We start from the raw sequence: 16,945 nt of genomic DNA, 5'->3' as shown, positions 1-16,945 counted from the left end.
GTGGGACCGCCGGTGCCGCGGCGCCCGGCGCGCGCGGTCATCGAGCACCATCGATCGACGACAGAGGAGAACGACGTGGGGACCGTAACGCTCGGCGTTTCGATCGCGGTCCCGGAGCCCTTCGGCACGCTGCTGCAGCAGCGACGTGCCGGCTTCGGGGACCCGGCCGCGCACGGCATCCCCACGCACGTGACCCTCTTGCCGCCGACCGAGGCGAAGGCGGTCGACGTGCCCGCCGCCGAGGCGTACCTCGCCCGGATCGCGGCGGACTGCCGGCCGTTCCCGATGCGGCTCTGCGGGACCGGTACCTTCCGCCCGCTCTCGCCCGTCGTCTACGTCCGGGTCGTCGAGGGCGCCTCCTCCTGCGCCTGGCTGCAGAAGCGGGTCCGGGACGCCTCGGGACCGCTGACGCGCGAGCTCCAGTTCCCCTACCACCCGCACGTCACCGTCGCGCACGCCATCGACGAGGCGGCGATGGACCGGGCGTACGAGGAGCTCGCGGAGTACGAGGCGGCCTGGACCTGCTCCTCGTTCGCGCTGTACGAGCAGGGCGGCGACCGCGTCTGGCGCAAGATCAACGAATTCCCGTTCGGCGCGGGCGGCGGCGCACCGGCCCTGCCCGCCCAGGGCGGCCTCTGCGCCGACGAGCCCTCGTTGCACGGCCGGACCTGAGACCCCGGCTCCGGGCCGCCCGGAGCCGCCGCGGCCCGGCCTCCCCGGGTGCCGCAGGACAGTGGGCCGTTCGAGTGGGAAAATTTCCACAGGTACACCGACGGCATTTCTCGTCACTGTCGCGGAGGTGGTCCGCCGTGGTCCCGCTCTCCAGCCGTGAACGCCAGATCCTGGCGGAACTGGAAGCCTCGCTCGCACGCGACTTCCCCGATGATCCAGCGGTCCTGTTCGGGCGCGACGTGCAGGGCGAACGCGATGTCCAGGCCCACCGGCCCACCGGCGAGCGGGCCGGCGACGGGCGGGAGGGCACGCGTGCCGAGAAGCGGGCCGTGGAGCGCCCGGGGTCCCGCCCGCCGCCCGCGCATCCGGACAGCCGTTCCCCCGCGCACCCGGCCGGCTCCGGGGCCGGCGCCGCCCCCGGGGGAGCGCCGCCCACGCCGGGCCGCCTCGGCCGGCTGCTGCGGTCCCGCCGGACCTTCGCTCTCCTGGCGGTCGTCTCCTTCGTGCTGCTGGGCGCCGGCATGGTCACGGGGAACCTCTGGGTGGTGGTCGCCTTCGTGGCGACCTGGTCCGCGGCCTTCCTCACCGGCGCGGCACGGCTGCTCTCCTGGTCCCGTAAACAGGGGTACTGAGCCCTCCGCCCGGGGCAGCCCGTCCGCTCAGCGGGTCCATCCTCCGGCGGGGAGCCGGCGGAAGAGCGGGCGCGGCACGTGGCGCAGGACGGCCATCACCACCCGCAGCGTGCCCGGCACCCACACCGTCTCCGTTCCCCGGCGCAGCCCCGTGACGATCGCCTCGGCGACCTCCTCGGGGGTGGAGGCGAGCGGCGGCTCCTGCTGTCCGGCCGTCCGCGCGGTCCGTACGAACCCGGGGCGCACCACCATCACCTGCACCCCGGTGCCGTACAGCGCGTCACCGAGCCCCTGCGCGAAGACGTCGAGCCCCGCCTTGCTGGAGCCGTAGATGAAGTCCGCGCGCCGGGCGCGTCCGGCGGCCACCGAGGAGAGCACCACCAGCGCACCGTGGCCCTGCGCCTGGAGTGCCCCCGCGCAGACCAGACCGGCGGAGACCGCCCCCGCGTAGTTGGTCCGGGCCACCAGCGCGGCGGCGGCCGGGTCCTCCTCGTCGCGCGCCTGGTCGCCCGCGATGCCGAAGGCCAGCAGCACCGCGTCGACGTCGCCCTCGGCGAAGACCTTGCCGAGCACCGACGCGTGCGCCTCCGGGTCCAGCGCGTCGAACTCCACCGTGGAGACCTCGGCCCCCAGGGCCCGCAGCTCGTCGGCGGCCGACTCCAGGGCGGCGGACGGCCGCCCGGCGAGCCGGACCCTACGGGTGCGCAGGGCGATCAGCCGGCGTGCGGTGGCCAGCCCGATCTCCGAGGTGCCGCCGAGGACGAGCAGGGACTGCGGGGCACCGAAGGCGTCCTTCACGGGAACACTCCTGACTGGCTGAGGGCGCGGGCGGGCGTACGGGAGTGCCGGACGCGTCAGAGCGCGAGCCGGCGCGCCAGGTCGGAGCGGAACGCGCCGGTCGGGTCCGTCTCGGCCCGCAGCGCGCGGAACTCCGCCAGCCGCGGGTACATCGCGGCCAGCAGCTCCGGCCGCAGCCGCGCGTCCCGGGCCAGGGCGACCCGGCCCCCGGCGGCGGCGACCTCGTCGTCCAGCCCGTCCAGGAACCGTCCGACGCCCGGCAGCCCGGCCGGCACGTCCACGGCGAGGGACCAGCCGGGCGCCGGGAACGACAGCCAGCCGGGCCCGGCCGCGCCCAGCCGTTCGAGCACCGCGACCGAGGACGGGCAGGCCCGGCCGGAGAGCCGCCGCACCACCCGGCGCAGCGTCTCCTCCCGGCCGGGGCCCACCGTGAACTGGTAGCGCACGAAGCCGCCCCGCCCGGCCGGGGCCGGGGTGCGGGGCAACGCCTCCGGTGAGCGGAAGAAGGCGTCGAAGCTCCGCAGCGCACCGCTTCGCCCCCGCGGTGCCGCACGGTGGCGGACCTCGTTGACCAGCCCCATCGCGGTGCGCCCGAGCAGACCCACCGGGGCGAAGGCGGGCACGGAGGGCAGCGGCGGCAGCACCGCCGGCAGCAGCGACGGCGAGGGGAGACCGGAGCGGAGACCCGGCCGCGCGGCGAGCGGCTCGCGCCGGTCCCGGACCGGCAGCGCGTCGAGCGGCGCGTGGCCGCCCCGCACCAGCACGGCGCGGCCGGTGGCCCGTCCGCGTGCCGTCAGGTCGATCCGGGCGCTCTCGTACGGGAGGCGGGTGACGCTTCCCGCCATCCGGGCGAGCAGGTCGTCGAGGCCGGCCACCCGTTCGGTGTCCACGCACATCAGCGGGGTGGCGATCCGGCGGCAGCGGAGCGTGGCCGAGAGGACGACCCCGGTGAGTCCCAGGCCGCCCGCCGTGGCGTCGAAGAGCGGGGTGCCCGGCAGCACCGTGGTGACGGATCCGTCCGCCGTCAGCAGCTCCAGCGCGGTCACGTGCCGGGTGAACGACCCGGCCGTGCGGTGGTCGTGGCCGTGCACGTCCGAGCCGATCGCCCCGCCCACGGTGATCCGCCGGTCTCCCGGCACCACCGGGAGGTACCAGCCGGACGGCGAAAGCGTCCGTGCCAGCCGGTCCAGTCGCGTCCCGGCGTCGCAGACGACGGTGCCGGTGACCTCGTCGAAGGCACGGACCCGGTCCAGTGCGCCCATGTCGAGGACGGAGCCGCCGGCGTTCTGCGCCGCGTCCCCCGGCGCGCGCCCGAGCCCCCGGGCGATCGCACCCCGGGGCCCGCGCCCGCGCACGACGTCGGCCGCCTCCTCGTACGTCCGCGGCCGGAACCGTACGGCGGTGGTGGGGGCGGTGCGGCCGGAGCCGCTCAGGGACACCGTGTCGACGGACATGTCGATGACCGTATCGCCCGAGAAAACCCCTTTGCGGTATTTGTTACAGGGCTCACCGGAACGGGTGAGGGAGCGAGTGTCGGCACCTGGCGGCGGGCACCTTTCCCCGGAGCACGGAAAGGTGCGTCCCGACCACAGATTTTCCGGGTTCCGGAGGGTACGCGTACGTCATGGACTGGCTGAAGAAACTCCCCGTGGTGGGCCCAGTCCTCACCCGGCTGATGCTGACCCACGCCTGGCGCTCCTACGAGACGCTGGAGCGCGCCCACTGGACCAGGCTCGCCGCCGCCATCACCTTCATCAGCTTCCTCGCGCTCTTCCCGCTGATCGCGGTCGGTGCCGCCGTCGGCGCCGCCCTCCTCTCCGACCAGCAGCTCGCCACGATCGAGAAGAAGACCGCCGAGCAGGTGCCGGGCATCTCCGACCAGCTCGGCATCGACAACCTCGTCACGCACGCCGGGACGGTCGGGGTCGTCGCCGGCGCTCTCCTCCTCTTCACCGGCATCGGCTGGATCGGCTCGCTCCGCGACTGCCTGCGCGCGGTCTGGGGCATCGACGACCAGGACGACGGCAACCCGATCGTCCGCAAGCTCAAGGACACCGGGCTGCTGGTGGGCCTCGGCGGTGCCGCGCTGTTCACCCTCGTCCTCTCCACCCTCGGCTCCCTCGCGGTCGGATGGACCGCCGACCGGATCGGCATCCCCGAGCACGGGGCGGGCGGACTGCTCCTCCAGGCCGCCGCGATCGCCGTCGCGGTGGTGGCCAACTTCCTGCTCCTGCTCTACCTGCTGACCCTGCTCCCCGGGGTCGAACCGCCGCGCCGCCGACTGGTGGTGGCGAGCCTGGTCGGCGCGGTCGGCTTCGAACTCCTCAAGCTGCTGCTCGGCAGCTACATGAGCGGCGTCGCGTCCAAGAGCACCTACGGCGCCTTCGGAGTCCCCGTCGCCCTGCTCCTGTGGATCAACTTCACCGCGAAGCTGCTGCTGGTCTGCGCCGCGTGGACGGCCACCGGCAGCAAGGAGGAGGCCGCGGCGGCGGCCGAGGACGGCCCGGTCACGGACGGGGGCGACGCCGGACCAGGTCGGGCAGCGGCCAGCGCCGGTTGACCAGGAACACCCCGGCTGCGAGCGCCACCAGTACCCCGCCGACCACGGCGAGCGCGATGCCGACACCGTCGGACGGCGCCTCCTCGGTAGCGGTGGCCTCCTGCGAGGTGGTCTTCACCCGGTGGTTGGGGATCACCTGGGCGCCGGGCAGCGGCCCCGCCCCCGTGATGTCGTCCTCACCGTCCCCGGTGCTGCCGAGCTCCGCCGACTTCGGCGGCACCAGCTGACCGACCGGCGTCACCTTGCCGCTCGCCGCGAACCCCCAGTCGAGGAGCGAGGCCGCCTCCTTGTAGACGGCGTGGCTCGCGTCGGACGACGGGTTCATGACGGTGACCAGGAGCACCCGGCCGTCGCGCTCGGCGATGCCGGTGAAGGTGTTGCCCGCGTGGCTGGTGTAACCGTTCTTGACCCCTGCGATGCCTTTGTACGGGTCGATGCCGAGGTCGCCGGTGAGGAGCCGGTTGGTGTTCTGGATCGCGAAGGTCTCGCGCTTGCCGTCCTTCGCCTCGCCGGGGAAGTCGGCCGTGGCGGTCGCCGCGTACTCGCGGAAGTCCTTCTTCTGCATACCGCTGCGGGCGAAGAGGGTGAGGTCGTACGCGCTGGAGACCTGGTTCGAGGCGTCGTAGCCGTCGGGTGTGACCACGTGGGTGTCGAGGGCCTGGAGCTCTTCGGCGTGCGCCTGCATCGCGGCCACGGTCTTCGCGACGGCCGCCTCCTCGCCGACGCTCTCCCCGTCGCCGTACATCGACGAGAGCACGTGCACCGCGTCGTTGCCGGACCGCAGGAAGACGCCGAGCCACAGGTCGTGGACCGTGTAGGTCTGGTCCTCCTTGATGCCCACGAGGCTGCTGCCGGCGCCGAGGTCCGCCAGCTCGGCGTCGGTGACCTTGTGGGTCAGCGTCTTCGGCTGGAGCGCCGGCAGTACGGTGTCGGCGAAGAGCATCTTCAGCGTGGAGGCGGGCGGCAGCCGCCAGTGCGCGTTGTGCGCCGCCAGGACGTCCCCGCTCTCGGCGTCCGCCACGATCCAGGAGCGTCCGGTCAGCGCCGCCGGCAGCGCCGGGGCTCCCGCCCCCAGGAGCACCTTGGTCCCCTCCTCTGCGAGCAGCGGCCCGCCGATGCCCGACATCGGAAGGGTCGGCCTCGGCTGCTTGTCGTCGTCCTTGTCAGCAGCGGAGGCCGAGGCCGGACCGAAGACAAAACTGGACATCAAGGCGGCGCAGATGACGGTCAGTACGGTCTTTTTCAGAGCAGGCACGATCGGAAACGTACAGGGCTCTCCTGCGAATGGGGACCCGGAGACCTTGACCCGCCGTGCGCACCGCCAGGACAGCCCACCTCGGCCACCGGCGCGCCCCCAGCCTCCCGTCGGGACGGACCACCGGGGGCCGCCCTCCGGTCCCGAGGCCGCGCTCCGCCCCGCCGGGGCACCGCCGGGAGCCGGGTACCCCCGGCGGGGAACGGTGAGCCGGGCGGCGATACTGGGTCCATGAAGCTCAGCCGTCCCGTCTCCTGGTTCCTGCTCGCGTTCGGCGCGTGGTCCTGGGTGATCTGGGTAACTTTCGCCAAGAACCTGTGGCAGGACAGCAGCGGCCTCGCGTTCGACGCGGGCGATCCGACCGCCTATTTCTGGGTCCATCTGCTCCTCACCATCACCTCGTTCCTTCTGGGGACGGCCGTGGGCGTCATCGGGTTCCGGGGAATCAGGGCGCTCCGCGCCGAACGCGCGTAAAAACTCTCCCTCACCTACGCGGGAGGGGCCGACGACGTGGGGTGGGGGTTGTGGTGGCCGTGGTGTTCGCGGTGGTCCTGATCGTGGTGGTGGCGCTGCTGGCCGGCGTGCACCGCTATCTGTGGCGCCGCTTCGTCGGGGACACCACCGCGCCGGGCTCCGTGCTCCGGCGCACGGGGACGGTGGCCGCCGTCGTGCTGCCGCTGCTCAGCGCCGGCGCGCTGGTCGCCGGCCGGGCGGGCGCTCCCTTCTGGCTGCAACGGCTGCTCGCCTGGCCCGGATACCTCTGGCTCGCCTGCCTGCTCTACCTGACGCTCGCCCTGCTGGTCGGCGAGGCCGTCCGGCCGGTGCTCCGCCGGGTGCTCGCCCGCCGCGGCCCGGAGCGCCCCGCCGAGAGCGCGGCGGCACCCGCCCACGAGAGCGCCGAGGTGCTGGTGCGTCCCGGCGCCGCGGCCGCCGGGACGCCGGAGCAGGCGGGGCCCGCCACGGCTCCCGGCGCCTCCGAAGACGCCCCCCGAACCCCCCTCGCCCCCGAACCCGGCCCGTCACGGCGCCTGTTCGTGGCACGCGCGGTCGGCGGTGCGGCGGCCGTCGCCGGGTTCGGCACGGTCGGGTACGGCACCTACGGCGTGCTGCGCGGCCCCCGCACCAAGCGGATCACCGTGCCGCTGGCCAGACTGCCGCGCTCCGCGCACGGCTTCCGGATCGCGGTCGTCAGCGACATCCACCTCGGCCCGATCCTCGGCCACGCCCACACCCGGCGCATCGTGGACACGATCAACGCCACCCGGCCCGACCTGATCGCGGTCGTCGGCGACCTGGTGGACGGCTCGGTCGCCGACCTCGGCCCCGCCGCCGAACCGCTCGCGGACCTGGAAGCCCGCCACGGCAGCTTCTTCGTCACCGGCAACCACGAGTACTTCTCCGGCGCCGCCGAGTGGGTCGACCACGTGCGTGAGCTGGGGCTCCACCCCCTGGAGAACGCCCGGGTGGAGATCGACGGCTTCGACCTGGCGGGCGTCAACGACGTCGCCGGGGAGAGCGAGGGGCACGGTCCCGACTTCGACCGCGCACTCGGCGACCGGGACCCGGCGCGGGCCGTCGTCCTCATGGCCCACCAGCCCGTCGTCATCGACGACGCCGTCGCGCACGGGGTGGACCTCCAGCTGTCCGGCCACACCCACGGCGGCCAGCTCTGGCCCGGCAACCTCGTCGCCGAACTGGCGAACCCGACCGTCGCGGGCCTCGAACGGTACGGCGACACCCAGCTCTACGTCTCGCGGGGCGCGGGCGCCTGGGGCCCGCCGGTCCGCGTCGGTGCGCCCTCCGACATCACCGTCGTGGAACTGGCCTCCCGCCAGGCCTGATCCGCACCTTTTCGGCGCATCTCTCCAGTAGTGACGGTGAAGGGGCTTTCGCCCCCGAACGGAGGGGTCGGTGGCGCGGCTATGACGGCCCGTCAGTTGCCGGACGGATCGGTTCCGTTCCGCTCTTTCCGTCACCGCGCGTGATCGCCGTCCCACTCAATGGACAGGTTTCCCGGCCCTCTTGACGAGTCGAGCCCCAAGTGTCAACCAAAACCCCTCCCATCACCCATTTGGTCTTCCAGATGCGAAAATCGTGTGATTAGGTGAGGCCGAACATGCGGTGATGTGCGCGTATGGGTACATCGACCGCGGCGGGGCTGGTAAGGGAGAGCACGGCAATGCGTTCGATCCGGGTACGGATTCTTGCGATATGCGTAGTACTGATCATCGCAGGAGTCGGGGCCTGGCAGCTTCTCTCCTCCGACGAGGCGGGTGGCAAGCCGATTACTGTGGGTACGGTCGACGAGGTCTCCTCGCTCGACCCGGCGGGCGCGTACGACGCGGGATCCTGGGCCCTCTTCAGCAACGTCTACCAGACGCTGATGACCTTCAAGTCGGGAGCCGTCCTGCCCGAGCCGGACGCCGCGGAGAGCTGCGAGTTCATCGGTCAGAAGCTCACGACCTACCGTTGCAGGCTGCGGGACGACCTGACCTTCTCCAACGGACACAAGCTCACGGCGAAGGACGTCAAGTTCTCCTTCGACCGGCTGATGAAGATCAACTCGGACCTCGGTCCGGCGGTTCTCTTCCCGAGCCTGAAGAACGTCGTAACCGACGGGCGTGAGATCACCTTCAACCTCTCCGCCCGCGACGCGACCTTCCCCGCGAAGCTCGCCACCGGCGCCGGTGCGATCGTCGACTCGGCGGAGTACCCGAAGGACAAGCTCCGCAAGGAGAACGAGGTCGACGGCTCCGGGCCGTACACGCTCAAGTCCTACGACGCGGGCAAGAAGGTCTCGCTGCTGCCCAATGCCGGCTACCACGGTGCGATCAAGAACGTGAACGCCGCGATCGACATCCAGTACTACGAGACCTCCGACAAGCTGCTCGCCGCCTGGAAGTCGGGCGGTCTCGACCTGACCCACCGCCAGCTGCCCCCGGCGGAGATCAGCAAGATCGACCCGGCCGACCCGAACGTGCAGATCACCGAGACGGACAGCGCCGAGATCCGCAACCTGGTCTTCAACGTCCGTTCCGGCGCCACGCTCTCGGACAAGCGCGTCCGGCAGGCGATCGCCTGGACCATCGACCGCGGCCCGTTGGTGAGCAACGTCTACGACTCGACGGTCGAGCCGCTCTACTCGCTGATCCCGCAGGGCTTCATCGGCCACTCCACGCCGTTCTTCGACTCCTACCCGCAGCCCGACGTGAACAAGGCCAGGGAACTGCTGGACGAGGCCGGCGTCGAGACCCCGCTGCCCCTCACCTTCGCCTTCCGTCCCGACGGCGCGACCACGACCGAGGCCGCGGAGATCAAGCGTCAGCTGGAGAAGGACGGGCTCTTCAAGGTCACCGTGAAGTCGGTGGAGTGGCAGGCGTTCCAGAAGGGCTACGCGGCCGGTGAGTACGACGCGTACGCCGTCGGCTGGCTCCCCGACTTCCCGGACCCCGACACCTTCGGCCAGCCGCTCGTCGGCACCGACAACAGTCTCAACAACGGCTACAGCAACCCCACGCTGGACGCGCTCGTCACCGACACCCAGCAGTTCGAGGACCGCAGCCGCACCTCGAACGACTTCAAGAAGATCCAGCAGATCGTCGGCGAGGACGTGCCGCTGCTCCCGTTGTGGCAGAAGAAGGACTACGTCATCGCGAAGACCGGGATCTCCGGTTCGCAGTACCTCTCCGACGGCACCGGCCTGTGGCGCCTCTGGGAGCTGAAGCGGATCTGATCCGTCCGCCCACCGCGCACGTCCCGCAGGGGGACCGCACGGGAAGCACGGAGCAGCGCACAGGACGACGGCCCGCCCGCGGAAGGGATTCCGCGGGCGGGCCGCCGCCGTACGTGGAGGGCGCGCCCGCGCTCCGCCGGAACCCACCGGCAGGAGGTGCGCCGACCGGAGCGGGGGCCTAAGGGCTGTCCCGCAATTCGTGGTGGATCAGTGCGCGGCGTCAGATGCGGTGCATCGCAAGGCGGAGGGGCGCCCGCATACTGGATGTATGTGGACGTTCCGACAACGCGGCGAGGTGCCGTAGCTGTCGTCGCGCACCCGCCAGGAATTGCAGGACAGCCCTTAGCTCTTCTTGTGCGCCACCGCCGCCGACGCCATCCCCGGCAGGAAGTCCGTGAAGAGCTCGTGCACCTCGCGCACCAGCGGACGCAGCACCCGGAAACGCGCGAGCGCCACGCCGCGGGTGGTGAGGCGGGCGCCCCGGAGGGCGAGCCGGCGGGTGCGCTCGCGGTCCGGGGTGCGGTCGAAGACCCAGTAGAGGACCAGGCCCATCTGGGAGAGCCACATCAGCTCCGGCAGCGCGTCCGCCAGTTCCTCCGGGACCTTCGCCTTCGAGCCCGCCAGCACTTCCCGGTGCAGGGCGATGGCCGCCTCGCGGGCCGGTTCCGACTCCGCCGAGAAAGGGCTGAGGGGACTGTCCGGGTCGGCCGCGTTCTTGAAGAACTGCGCCGCGAACTCGTGGTACGGCTTCGCGACGTCGAGCCACGCGGTCAGCACGCCGGCGAGGCGGGCCTCCAGGTCGGTCTCCCGGTCCAGCACGATCCGGGCGGCGGCCCGGTGCTCCGCGCCGATGCGGTCGTAGAAACCCTGGACGAGGTGTTCCTTGCCCGCGAAGTAGTAGTACGCGTTGCCGACGGAGACGCCCGCCTCCTGGGCGATGGCCCGCATGGTGGTCTTGTCGTACCCGCGCTCCTGGAAGAGCCGCAGGGCCGTCTCCAGGATGACCGTGCGGGTCTGCTCGCTCTTCGGGGACGGCTTGCCGCTCTTCTCGCCGGAACCTTCGTCGCCGGTCGCCGCGGGCGCCGACGCGGCGGACGCCCCGGTCTCCCGGGGCGCCGCCGTCTCGCGGGCCGCTCGTCCGCCCGTCATGCCGCGCGGCTCCTGGCCGTCCGCCGCGTCTTCTTCGTCCCTAGCCACGGGCTCAAGGCTAACCGGCCGGTTCGGGCGCCGGGACCGCGCACGCCCGGTCCGGACCGCAGGGCGCGGCCGTCACCGACCGGTACTTCGCGGCGGCCAGCACCGTAGCCCGGGCGAGCGGCCGGCCCGCCGGGGTGGTCAGCCAGTGCGCCTTGGGACGGTGCTCGGCGAGCGCCCAGAGGCAGACGATCCAGGCAGCCGTCCCCCGGTACACCTGACCCCGGTCGCCGACGGCCGTGATCTCCTCCAGCGTCCCCGCGTGGTCCAGGTCCGGGAAGCGCCTGCGGGCCTCCTTTGACCCGGCGGGCACCAGGTCCAGCGGCACGATCTGCCGCTGCCCCCGCAGCCAGTGGCGGACGTGGACGCAGAGCGGGCACTGCGCGTCGTACAGCACCGTGAGCCGGTGGACCGCGATCCCGGTGTGCGGGGTGCCTGCCCCCGTGGCGGGCACCCCGCTCACCTCCCGCCGGCGGGGGCCGCCCACGGTCCCTGGGGACCCGTCCAGCCCTGCGGCGGAACCGGCGGGGTCTGCTCGTGCTCCATCAGGCCCCGGCGGCGCATCTTGTTGAGGACGTAGACGTTGCCGAGGTGCATGGCGCCGAGCACCAGCAGGACGACGCCGAGCTTCGGCGAGAGCGCGTCGAAGAGTTCGCGGGCGCTCGCGATGTCGTCGGAGTTGCGCAGGTAGAGCGTCACGAAGCCCAGGTTCACCAGGTAGAAGCCGACCACCAGCAGGTGGTTCACGGCGTCGGCGAGCTTCTCGTTCCCCCGCAGGACGTCCGCGATGAAGATGCGGCCGTTACGGCTCAGTGTGCGCGCCACCCAGACGGTGAGCGCCACGCTGACGATCAGGTAGATGACGTACGCGACCACGGTGAGGTCCATGCCCCAGCCCCTTTGAACGTGTTCAAAACCTCGTGGGACGGACTGTAGCCCTCTTCTTGAACATGTTCAAGAAGAGGCGGGTGCCGTCGGCGGCGTGGATCCGGGCACGGGCGCCGGCGCTGCCTCGAAACGCCGGACGCCCGGCAGTGCCGCCGTGGTCAGACAGGCCGTCAGGACCGCCGCCGAGGCCACCGCGAGCGGGATCTCCGGACCCACCGCGGACGCCGCCAGCGGTGCGAGCGCGTACCCCAGGGGCATCGCCGCGATCGAGATCAGCCAGTCGTACGAGGTGACCCGGGCCAGCACCTGCTCCGGGACCGCCGACATCACGGAGGTGTCCCAGACCGGCCCGAGGTACCCCAGGCCGACGAGGGCGGCCCCGTAGGAGGCGACGGTCGCCCAGAAGGGCGCGGAGGCGGCCAGTAGCGCCAGGGGCAGGGCGTACAGGGCCAGGCCCAGGGTGGAGGCCAGCACCGGGCGGCGCGGCCGGGCCCGCCCGGCCAGCAGGGAGCCCACCAGGATGCCCACCGCGCCCGTCTGCACCAGCGTGACCCACGCGCCCCGGCCGCCGTGCTCACCGACGATCATCGAGGGGCCGAGCGTGGCCAGGACCGCCGCGGCCCCGTTCCAGACGCCGTGCGCGATCAGTGTGGACCAGTACCAGTCACGGGCGCGGACCTCGCTCCACCCCTCCTTGAGGTCGCCGAGGACGGAGGAGTGCGGGACGCGGACCCGCGGAACCCGGACCGCGACCAGCAGGGCGGCGCACGCGGTGAAGCCGGCGCCGTCGAGCAGGAACGCCCAGCCCGGCCCCACGGTGAGGACCAGGGTGCCACCGAGCGCTGGTCCGCCGAGCCGTACCGCGCCGCGCACGGAGGCGATCAGCGCGTTGGCGCGCATGAGATGGGAGGGGCCCACGACGGCCCGCACCAGCGGAGAGGTGGTCGGCATCGAGAAGGCCCCGGCGATTCCCCCGACCGCCTCCGCCGCCGCGATCTGCCACACATGGGGCTGCCCGCCGAGGAGTTCCAGCCCCACGAAGGTCTGGCCCGCGGCCCTGGCGACGTTGGTCGCGACGGCCACGGTCCTCGGGTCGAACCGGTCGCCCACCACCCCGCCGAGCGGCAGCAGCAGCACTTGGGGGATGAGCGCGCAGGTCAGGACGAGGGCGAGGGCGGCGCTCGATCCGGTCGCCCCGTAGACGGCGAGGGTGAGCGCGACCGGGACCGCCGCGTCTCCGGCCAGTGAGAGGGTCTGGCCGGCGAAGAGCAGCACGAACGCACGCGTGCGCAGGGGGTGGGAGGGCATGTACGCAACATATTTCGGCCAGGAATAATTCGCCACCGAAATAGAAGAGTTCGCGGGCACGGTAGGCGCCCGGCGTGCGCCCCGGCGGGCGTACGATTCCGCCATGCAGCCACACGACCGGGTCGACCGTCACATAGAGCGGTGGAAGCCGGTACTTCCCGGACTCGACCCCGACGTCGAGGGCGCGGTGACCCGGATGCAGAAACTCACCGCCCACCTGCGCCGGGTGCGGCAGCAGTCGCTCGCCCACGCCGACCTGGACCGACCGGAGTTCGAGACCCTCCACGAGCTGGCCGGGCGCGGCGGCGTCGCCGCCCCGTCCGAACTGGCAGCCGCGCTCGACCTGGCGCCCGCCTCCGTCACCGGGCGCCTCGACGTGCTGGAAGGACGCGGTTACGTGCGCCGCACCCCCTCCACCACCGACCGGCGCCGGGTCGTCGTCGAACTCACCCCGGCCGGCCGGGCCACCTGGATGGGCACCATGGACCACCTCGGCCACGAGGAGACCCGGCTCATCGGCGTGCTGGACGCCGAGGAGCGCGTCCACCTCAACTCCCTGCTGCGACGCGTCCTGCTGGCCGCCGAGAGCGGCCCGGAACCGGACGCCCCCTGCGCCTGACCCGGACGCGACGGGAGCTCAGACGCTCATCGACCGCGCGGAGTTGACCTGCGCCATGACCATCGGGAAGGTGTTCGCGTCCCGGGCCGGGATCATCGTCGCGTGGTGACGGCCGCCGCTCGTCACCGTGACCTGCACGAAGCCCGTCGTCTTCTTCTCCTTCATCAGGAGGAAGAGCAGACCGACCAGGCAGAGCAGCGCGAAGACGATCGCCAGCACGATCGCCACCGTCGGGATCTTCTCCTCGGTGCGTGACATGTCCGTCGCCGTCCACACCGCGCCCTTGAGGGGCATCGTCCCGGACGGTGTGACGACCGAGTCGTTCATGACGGTGATGTCGCCGATGCTCAGCATCGGCGCACCGCCGTGACCCTGCTGCGGAACAGGGAAGTTGCCGCCCTGCGCCGGCTGCTGCCCTGGCCCCGGGTAGCCGTACCCCGGACCCGGCTGGGTCGCCGAGTCGGGCAGCGGCTGCGGATAGCCGTACGCCGGCGTACCGCCCGCCGGGTAGCCGTACCCCTGACCGTCCGCCACCGTGGGCGGGTTGCCCGGCTGCTGGGGCGGACCCCACTTGTACGCATCATCCGCGTACGGATTCGGCTCGCTCACCACGTTCCCCGTTTCCACTCGTCCGGTACTGCGCACACGACCGTACCGTTCCGGCCCCCAGGACGCAGCAGGAGGCCCCGTCCACCGCCGCGTTCGCGTGCGGTGGACGGGGCCTCCCGTCGGAGCCGGCCGGGATCAGAAGCGACGCGTGATCAGCGCGCGCTTCACTTCCTGGATGGCCTTGGTGACCTCGATGCCACGCGGGCAGGCGTCCGTGCAGTTGAACGTCGTACGGCAACGCCACACGCCGTCACGGTCGTTGAGGATCTCCAGCCGCTGCTCACCGGCCTCGTCGCGCGAGTCGAAGATGAAGCGGTGCGCGTTGACGATCGCCGCCGGGCCGAAGTACTGGCCGTCGTTCCAGAACACCGGGCACGAGGACGTGCACGCGGCGCAGAGGATGCACTTGGTGGTGTCGTCGAAGCGCTCGCGGTCCTCGGCGGACTGCAGGCGCTCGCGGGTCGGCTCGTTCCCCTTGGTGACGAGGAAGGGCATGACGTCGCGGTACGCCTGGAAGAACGGGTCCATGTCGACCACGAGGTCCTTGAGGACCGTGAGGCCCTTTATGGCCTCGACCGTGATCGGCTTCTCCGGGTTGATGTCCTTGATCAGCGTCTTGCAGGCGAGCCTGTTCTTGCCGTTGATCCGCATCGCGTCGGAACCGCAGATGCCGTGCGCGCAGGAACGGCGGAACGTCAGGGTGCCGTCCAGCTCCCACTTGATCTTGTGGAGGGCGTCGAGCACACGCTCCTTCGGGTCGATCTCGATCTGGAAGTCCTGCCAGACCGCGGCGTCGGAGACCTCCGGGTTGAAGCGGCGGATCCGGATCGTGGCCGTGATGTACGGGGAGTCGGCGAAGCCCGGCTCGGGGGCGCTCGTCTTCTCCAGGGTCGGGGTAGCCATCAGTACTTACGCTCCATCGGCTGGTAGCGGGTCTGGACGACCGGCTTGTAGTCGAGCCGGATCGACTCGGTGCCGTCGGCCGCGACCTCGCGGTACGCCATGGTGTGGCGCATGAAGTTGACGTCGTCGCGGTTCGGGAAGTCCTCGCGGTAGTGACCGCCGCGGGACTCCTTGCGGGCCAGCGCGGACGTCGCCATGACCTCGGCCAGTTCGAGCAGGTTGCCCAGCTCGACGGCCTCCAGCAGGTCCGTGTTGAACCGCTTGCCCTTGTCCTGGATGGACACGTCTCGGTACCGCTTGCGCAGCTCGGCGATCTTGTCGACCGCCGTCTTGATCGTCTGCTCGGTGCGGAACACCATCACGTTGGCGTCCATGCACTCCTGGAGCTCCAGGCGGATCGCGTGGACCCGCTCGGTGCCCGTGGAGTTGCGCAGGCGCTCGACCTGGTCGACGACCATCTGCGCCGGGTTCTCGGGGAGCTCGACGAAGTCGTTCTCCGCGGAGTACTCGGCGGCGGCGATGCCCGACCGGCGTCCGAAGACGTTGATGTCGAGCAGCGAGTTGGTGCCGAGGCGGTTGGCACCGTGCACGGACACGCAGGCGACCTCGCCGGCGGCGTAGAGGCCCGGGACGACGGTGGTGTTGTCCGCGAGCACCTCGCCCATGACGTTGGTCGGGATGCCGCCCATGGCGTAGTGCGCGGTCGGCTGGATCGGGATCGGGTCCGTGTAGGGCTCGATGCCGAGGTAGGTGCGCGCGAACTCCGTGATGTCCGGGAGCTTCGCGTCCAGCTGCTCCGGCGGGAGGTGCGTGAGGTCGAGGTAGACGTGGTCGCCCTCGGGACCGCAGCCGCGGCCCTCACGGATCTCCGTGTAGATGGAGCGGGACACGACGTCGCGGGAGGCCAGGTCCTTCATGACCGGCGCGTACTTCTCCATGAAGCGCTCGCCGTCCTTGTTGCGGAGGATGCCGCCCTCACCGCGGGCGCCCTCCGTCAGCAGGATGCCCATGCGCCAGATGCCCGTCGGGTGGAACTGGAAGAACTCCATGTCCTCCAGCGGCAGCCCGCGGCGCCACGCGGCGGCCTGGCCGTCACCGGTCAGGGTGTGCGCGTTCGACGTCACCTTGAAGAACTTGCCCGTACCACCGGAGGCGAAGATGATCGCCTTCGCCTGGAAGACGTGGATCTCGCCGGTGGCCAGCTCGTACGCGACGACACCGGCGGACTTCTTCACACCGGTCTCGGGGTCCTCCTGGAGCAGGAGGTCCAGGACGTAGAACTCGTTGAAGAACTCCACACCCTCCTTGACGCAGTTCTGGTACAGCGTCTGGAGGATCATGTGGCCCGTACGGTCCGAGGCGTAGCAGGACCGGCGGACGGGGGCCTCACCGTGGCTGCGGGTGTGCCCGCCGAAGCGGCGCTGGTCGATACGGCCCTCGGGCGTGCGGTTGAACGGCAGGCCCATCTTCTCCAGGTCGAGGACGGCGTCGATGGCCTCCTTCGCCAGGATCTCGGCGGCGTCCTGGTCGACCAGGTAGTCGCCGCCCTTGATCGTGTCGAAGGTGTGCCACTCCCAGTTGTCCTCCTCCACGTTCGCCAGCGCGGCGGCCATGCCGCCCTGCGCCGCGCCCGTGTGGGAGCGGGTGGGGTAGAGCTTCGTCAGCACCGCGGTGCGGCTGCGCTTCGTCGACTCGATGGCCGCGCGCATACCGGCGCCGCCCGCACCGACGATGACGGTGTCGTACTTGTGGATCTGCATGATTTCCTCTGGTC

General features: G+C 71.7%; 17 protein-coding genes. 7 read left to right on the top strand and 10 right to left on the bottom strand.

All coding sequences use genetic code 11. The features are described from left to right. The first annotated feature begins 75 nt into the window (after positions 1-75). Positions 76-672, top strand: a complete 597-nt coding sequence (locus PZB77_RS11275) for a 2'-5' RNA ligase family protein (protein WP_275492443.1) — start codon at positions 76-78, stop codon at positions 670-672. Positions 673-809: 137 nt separating this feature from the next. Further along, positions 810-1,304, top strand: a complete 495-nt coding sequence (locus tag PZB77_RS11270; RefSeq protein WP_275492442.1) for a hypothetical protein — start codon at positions 810-812, stop codon at positions 1,302-1,304. Between the two features lie 27 nt (positions 1,305-1,331). On the opposite strand, the gene PZB77_RS11265 is transcribed toward PZB77_RS11270, so the two are convergent. Both PZB77_RS11265 and PZB77_RS11260 read right to left on the bottom strand, forming a co-directional pair. Beyond that, a complete protein-coding gene (locus PZB77_RS11265; RefSeq protein WP_275492441.1) occupies positions 1,332-2,102 on the bottom strand; it encodes a decaprenylphospho-beta-D-erythro-pentofuranosid-2-ulose 2-reductase in 771 nt (256 codons plus the stop codon). A gap of 56 nt (positions 2,103-2,158) precedes the next feature. Beyond that, on the bottom strand, positions 2,159-3,556 hold the full coding sequence (locus tag PZB77_RS11260) for an FAD-binding oxidoreductase (protein WP_275492440.1): 1,398 nt from the start codon (positions 3,554-3,556) through the stop codon (positions 2,159-2,161). Positions 3,557-3,726: 170 nt separating this feature from the next. On the opposite strand from PZB77_RS11260, the gene PZB77_RS11255 reads away from it, so the two are divergent. Further along, positions 3,727-4,662: a YihY/virulence factor BrkB family protein gene (locus PZB77_RS11255; protein WP_275492439.1), complete on the top strand. Its 936-nt coding sequence runs from the start codon at positions 3,727-3,729 to the stop codon at positions 4,660-4,662. On the opposite strand, the gene PZB77_RS11250 is transcribed toward PZB77_RS11255, so the two are convergent. Beyond that, positions 4,610-5,917 carry a D-alanyl-D-alanine carboxypeptidase gene (locus tag PZB77_RS11250; protein WP_275492438.1) on the bottom strand — a complete coding sequence of 436 codons (1,308 nt, stop codon included), beginning with the start codon at positions 5,915-5,917 and terminating at the stop codon, positions 4,610-4,612. The two genes, PZB77_RS11255 and PZB77_RS11250, sit on opposite strands and share 53 nt — an antisense overlap. A 231-nt stretch (positions 5,918-6,148) precedes the next feature. Between PZB77_RS11250 and PZB77_RS11245 the strand changes: the two genes are divergently transcribed. The 3 genes from PZB77_RS11245 (at position 6,149) to PZB77_RS11235 (ending at position 9,650) form a co-directional block, all read left to right on the top strand. Beyond that, positions 6,149-6,391 (top strand): hypothetical protein, encoded by a 243-nt coding sequence (locus tag PZB77_RS11245; protein ID WP_275492437.1) that lies wholly within the window; start codon positions 6,149-6,151, stop codon positions 6,389-6,391. Positions 6,392-6,450: 59 nt separating this feature from the next. Then, the gene (locus tag PZB77_RS11240; protein WP_275496016.1) at positions 6,451-7,758 is read left to right on the top strand and encodes a metallophosphoesterase; all 1,308 of its coding nucleotides are present in this window, start codon (positions 6,451-6,453) and stop codon (positions 7,756-7,758) included. Positions 7,759-8,096: 338 nt separating this feature from the next. Then, positions 8,097-9,650 carry an ABC transporter substrate-binding protein gene (locus PZB77_RS11235; RefSeq protein WP_275492436.1) on the top strand — a complete coding sequence of 518 codons (1,554 nt, stop codon included), beginning with the start codon at positions 8,097-8,099 and terminating at the stop codon, positions 9,648-9,650. Between the two features lie 342 nt (positions 9,651-9,992). On the opposite strand, the gene PZB77_RS11230 is transcribed toward PZB77_RS11235, so the two are convergent. The 4 genes from PZB77_RS11230 to PZB77_RS11215 form a co-directional block, all read right to left on the bottom strand. Then, positions 9,993-10,799, bottom strand: coding sequence for a TetR family transcriptional regulator (locus PZB77_RS11230; protein WP_275496015.1), 807 nt, complete (start codon positions 10,797-10,799; stop codon positions 9,993-9,995). Between the two features lie 58 nt (positions 10,800-10,857). Beyond that, positions 10,858-11,298: a DCC1-like thiol-disulfide oxidoreductase family protein gene (locus tag PZB77_RS11225; RefSeq protein WP_275492435.1), complete on the bottom strand. Its 441-nt coding sequence runs from the start codon at positions 11,296-11,298 to the stop codon at positions 10,858-10,860. 5 nt (positions 11,299-11,303) lie between these two features. Beyond that, on the bottom strand, positions 11,304-11,732 hold the full coding sequence (locus PZB77_RS11220) for a hypothetical protein (RefSeq protein WP_275492434.1): 429 nt from the start codon (positions 11,730-11,732) through the stop codon (positions 11,304-11,306). A gap of 66 nt (positions 11,733-11,798) precedes the next feature. After that, entirely contained in the window at positions 11,799-13,040 is a 1,242-nt protein-coding gene (locus PZB77_RS11215; RefSeq protein ID WP_275492433.1) for an MFS transporter, read from the bottom strand. 103 nt (positions 13,041-13,143) lie between these two features. Here PZB77_RS11215 and PZB77_RS11210 point away from each other — a divergent pair, with 103 nt between their 5' ends. Next, positions 13,144-13,659 carry a MarR family transcriptional regulator gene (locus PZB77_RS11210; protein WP_275492432.1) on the top strand — a complete coding sequence of 172 codons (516 nt, stop codon included), beginning with the start codon at positions 13,144-13,146 and terminating at the stop codon, positions 13,657-13,659. An 18-nt stretch (positions 13,660-13,677) separates the two neighbouring features. Here the strand turns inward: PZB77_RS11210 and PZB77_RS11205 are convergent, their stop codons facing one another. The 3 genes from PZB77_RS11205 to sdhA all read right to left on the bottom strand — a co-directional run bounded on the left by PZB77_RS11205 (position 13,678) and on the right by sdhA (position 16,931). Continuing rightward, complete coding sequence (locus PZB77_RS11205; protein WP_275492431.1) at positions 13,678-14,268, bottom strand: hypothetical protein; 591 nt, start codon at positions 14,266-14,268, stop codon at positions 13,678-13,680. A gap of 135 nt (positions 14,269-14,403) precedes the next feature. After that, the gene (locus tag PZB77_RS11200) at positions 14,404-15,171 is read right to left on the bottom strand and encodes a succinate dehydrogenase iron-sulfur subunit (RefSeq protein ID WP_275492430.1); all 768 of its coding nucleotides are present in this window, start codon (positions 15,169-15,171) and stop codon (positions 14,404-14,406) included. Then, positions 15,171-16,931: a succinate dehydrogenase flavoprotein subunit gene (gene sdhA, locus PZB77_RS11195; RefSeq protein WP_275492429.1), complete on the bottom strand. Its 1,761-nt coding sequence runs from the start codon at positions 16,929-16,931 to the stop codon at positions 15,171-15,173. Before sdhA ends, PZB77_RS11200 begins: the two co-directional genes overlap by 1 nt. Positions 16,932-16,945 lie beyond the last annotated feature (14 nt).

Source organism: Streptomyces sp. AM 2-1-1 (assembly GCF_029167645.1).
Classification (GTDB): Bacteria; Actinomycetota; Actinomycetes; order Streptomycetales; family Streptomycetaceae; genus Streptomyces.
This window is presented reverse-complemented; position numbering and strand designations above follow the sequence as displayed.

Coding starts and splice junctions, on each gene's coding strand:
- PZB77_RS11245 (WP_275492437.1), top strand. CDS start 6,149: ATGAAGCTCAGCCGTCCCGTCTCCTGGTTCCTGCTCGCGTTCGGCGCG.
- PZB77_RS11200 (WP_275492430.1), bottom strand. CDS start 15,171: ATGGCTACCCCGACCCTGGAGAAGACGAGCGCCCCCGAGCCGGGCTTC.
- PZB77_RS11230 (WP_275496015.1), bottom strand. CDS start 10,799: ATGACGGGCGGACGAGCGGCCCGCGAGACGGCGGCGCCCCGGGAGACC.
- PZB77_RS11215 (WP_275492433.1), bottom strand. CDS start 13,040: ATGCCCTCCCACCCCCTGCGCACGCGTGCGTTCGTGCTGCTCTTCGCC.
- PZB77_RS11210 (WP_275492432.1), top strand. CDS start 13,144: ATGCAGCCACACGACCGGGTCGACCGTCACATAGAGCGGTGGAAGCCG.
- sdhA (WP_275492429.1), bottom strand. CDS start 16,931: ATGCAGATCCACAAGTACGACACCGTCATCGTCGGTGCGGGCGGCGCC.
- PZB77_RS11235 (WP_275492436.1), top strand. CDS start 8,097: ATGCGTTCGATCCGGGTACGGATTCTTGCGATATGCGTAGTACTGATC.
- PZB77_RS11220 (WP_275492434.1), bottom strand. CDS start 11,732: ATGGACCTCACCGTGGTCGCGTACGTCATCTACCTGATCGTCAGCGTG.
- PZB77_RS11260 (WP_275492440.1), bottom strand. CDS start 3,556: ATGTCCGTCGACACGGTGTCCCTGAGCGGCTCCGGCCGCACCGCCCCC.
- PZB77_RS11255 (WP_275492439.1), top strand. CDS start 3,727: ATGGACTGGCTGAAGAAACTCCCCGTGGTGGGCCCAGTCCTCACCCGG.